At 66.5% G+C, this 3,282-nt stretch carries 3 protein-coding genes; all 3 read left to right on the top strand.

Features of this window, described 5'->3' with window-relative positions; translation table 11 throughout:
• Window positions 1-68: 68 nt before the first annotated feature.
• Window positions 69-980, top strand: coding sequence for a LysR family transcriptional regulator (locus AOZ49_RS20380; RefSeq protein WP_054431386.1), 912 nt, complete (start codon window positions 69-71; stop codon window positions 978-980).
• A gap of 102 nt (window positions 981-1,082) precedes the next feature.
• Complete coding sequence (locus tag AOZ49_RS20375) at window positions 1,083-1,889, top strand: putative hydro-lyase (RefSeq protein ID WP_054477413.1); 807 nt, start codon at window positions 1,083-1,085, stop codon at window positions 1,887-1,889.
• A 295-nt stretch (window positions 1,890-2,184) separates the two neighbouring features.
• Window positions 2,185-3,282, top strand: a 1,098-nt coding sequence (locus AOZ49_RS20370; RefSeq protein ID WP_054477410.1) for an ABC transporter substrate-binding protein, incomplete at its 3' end; no start/stop codon positions are given.

Raw genomic sequence — 3,282 nt, 5'->3', positions numbered from 1 at the left:
CGGAACCGTCCCCCTGACGCTAACATCCAGGCTGGACATGCCGCGCAACGGGGCAGGATACGGGCGCCATGATAGATCTGCGCAATATCGAGACGTTTTTCTGGGTGGCCACGCTGGGCGGTTTCCGCGCCGCGGCCGAGAAGCTCAACGCCACCCAGCCGGCGATTTCCCAGCGCATCGCGTCGCTGGAATCGGACCTGGGCATCCGCCTGTTCGACCGCGACGTGCGCGGCATCAAGCTGACCGGCAAGGGCCAGGAGCTGCTGTCGCATGCCGAGCGCATGCTGCAGTTGCGCCGCGACATGCAGGAAGCGGCGCGCGCCAAGAGCGTGATGAGCGGCACCCTGCGGCTGGGCGTGTCCGAGACCATCGTGCACACCTGGCTGCCGACCCTGATGGAGTACCTGCACGACACCTATCCGGCGCTGATGGTCGAGATCCAGGTGGACACCACCACGGTGCTCAAGACCCAGCTGGCCTCGCGCCAGATCGACCTGGCGTTCCTGCTGGGACCGATGGAAGAGCCGCGCATCGAAAACCTGTACCTGTGCAATTACCCGCTCAGCTGGGTCGCCAGCCCCAAGCTGAAGGTGGGGCGCCAGCCCATCAGCCTGAAGCGGCTGGGGGAATGGCCGGTCATCACCTATTCGTCCACCACCGATCCGCACCGCGCGGTGCGGCAGCTGTTGCAGCAGGCCGGCGTGGACGCGCCGCGCATGTACGGCAGCTCGGCGCTGAGCGTGATCGTGCGCATGGCGCTCGATGGCATCGGCACCGCCGTGATCGCGCCGGTGATCCTGCGCAAGGAGCTGACCCAGGGCGAGCTGCGGGTGCTGGACGTCAAGGCGCCGGCGCTGCCGCCGCTGCACTACACCGCCTGCTGGATGCAGGGGCCCGACAGCCAGGTGCCGCGCACCGTGGCCGAGGCCGCCCAGCACATCGCGCGTGAAGAAGCGCTGCGCTATCCGGCAAAACCCTGATAAGGAATTCTGATCGGGGTCTATCGCAACATGTGATTAGACGCAGGGCCCGAGTTCCTGTGCAATGTCTCCCATACCAACACTGGCTCAAGGGGAATTGACATGGCATTGGATTCGGCGGCCCGCAGCAGCGTGGAACTGGCGCGCCGCGCAAGGCTCGACGCCCGCAGCGGCAAACTGACCGGCCCCACGGCGAACCTGGCTCCCGGCCACGTGCAGGCCAACCTGGCGATCCTGCCGCGCGCGCTGGCGGCGGATTTCCTGCATTTCTGCCAGCGCAATCCCAAGCCGTGCCCGCTGCTGGCCATGTCCGAGCCGGGCGATCCGTCCTTGCCGGACCTGGGCCAGGACATCGACATCCGCACCGACATCCCGCGCTACCGCGTCTGGCAGAACGGCGAACTGGTGGCCGAGCCGACCGACGTGCGCGACGTGTGGCGCGATGACCTGGTGTCGTTCCTGATCGGCTGCTCGTTCTCGTTCGAGGAAGCCATGCTGGACAACGGCCTGCCGGTGCGCCACATCGAGCAGGGCTGCAACGTGCCGATGTACCGCACCAACATCCCGACCCACGCCGCCGGCGTCTTCGGCGGCCCGCTGGTGGTGTCGATGCGGCCCTTGAAGGCCGCCGACGCCATCCGCGCCATCCAGGTGACTTCGCGTTTTCCCTCGGTGCACGGCGCGCCGGTGCATATCGGCGACCCGGCGTTGATCGGGATTGCCGACATCGACCGGCCGGATTATGGTGACGCCGTGGAGATCCGCGCCGGCGAGATGCCGGTGTTCTGGGCCTGCGGGGTGACGCCGCAGTCGGTGGTGGCGACGGTGCGCCCTGATTTCTGCATCACCCACGCGCCCGGGCACATGCTGGTCACCGATCTGGTCAACAGCCGCATGGCCATCCTGTAGGCCACGCTTCGATTCTCAGTCAACCGTCAGCGGAAAACCGCTAGAAATCACAGTCTTTACGTAGTCGCAGCACCGTTACAAAGCGTCCGCAGCCGGACGCGTCAGCAGCTTTGGTTTTGCCTCCAGAAAGATCCATGACAGGACAAGGGGAAAAGGCGACAAAAGTTCAAGATCCACCGCCCGCCGGACTAGCGACGGGCGGCGGGTCGCCGCAGGCCCGGATTTCCCGGGCCCGGGGCCGTGCGCCCCGCGTTTTGCATTGCTTTCACAGTGGAATTTCTCCAGGAGTCAGGTAATGAAGATGAAGCTCATTGCGGGTGTCGCCGCGAGTCTGGCGCTGTTGGCCGCCGCGCCGACGCAGGCGCAGGTCAAGACCGTGAAGATCGGCGCGATCTATCCCCTGTCCGGCGCGCTGGCGTCCACCGGCGCCGAGATCAAGGCCGCGGTGGAACTGGCCGTGGATATCGTCAATAATCCGCATCCCGAGCTCGAAGGGATCCCGCTGGCCGCGGGCGCCGGATTGCCGGCGCTGGGCGGGGCCAAGATCGAGGTGGTGTTCGGCGATTCGCAGGGCAAGCCCGAAGTGGGCCTGGCCGACGCGCAGCGCCTGATCGACCAGGAAAAGGTGGTGGCCCTGACCGGCGCCTACCAGTCGGCCGTCACCAAGACCGCCAGCCGCATCGCCGAGCAGCGCGGCATTCCCTACCTGAACGGCGAATCCAGCAGCCCGGACCTGACCGAGCGCGGCTACAAGTGGTTCTTCCGCACCTCGCCCAACGACGACACCTTCGTCGAGAACATGATGCAGTTCCTGGACGGCGTGAAGGGCACGCCGACCGCCAAGATCGCGGTGGTCTACGAGAACACCGACTTCGGCGTCAACACCTACAAGGCGGTCGAGAAGTTCGCCAAGCAGTACAAGCGCGAGGTGGTGGCCAACATCGCCTACAGCGCCGGCTCGGCCTCGGTCACCGCCGAAGTGCAGAAGCTGGCCGCGGCCAAGCCCGACGTGGCGATCTTCGCCAGCTACACCTCGGACGCCATGCTGTTCGTGCGCACCATGCGCGAAAGCAAGTACGCGCCGCCGGTGCTGCTGGCCAACGACGCCGGCTTCATCGACTCGCGCTTCGTGCAGGAAGTCGGTCCGCAGGTGCAGGGCGTGCTGACGCGCGACGTGTGGGGCAACGACGTCGCCGCCGCCAAGGCCGGCCTGAAGAAGATCAACGACATGTACAAGGCCAAGACCGGCAAGGACCTGAACGGCAACAACGCCCGTTCGATGCAGGGCGTGCTGGTGCTGGCCGATGCCATCAACCGCGCCGGCTCCACCGATCCGGAAGCGATCCGCAAGGCGCTGGCGGCCACCGACCTGGGCGAGTCGCAAGTGGCCATG

The sequence above is a fragment of the Achromobacter sp. 2789STDY5608615 genome (genome assembly GCF_001298995.1).
Classification (GTDB): domain Bacteria; phylum Pseudomonadota; class Gammaproteobacteria; order Burkholderiales; family Burkholderiaceae_B; genus Achromobacter; species Achromobacter insuavis.
Note: the sequence above shows the minus strand (reverse complement) of the source record. Positions and strands in the feature narration are given on the sequence as shown.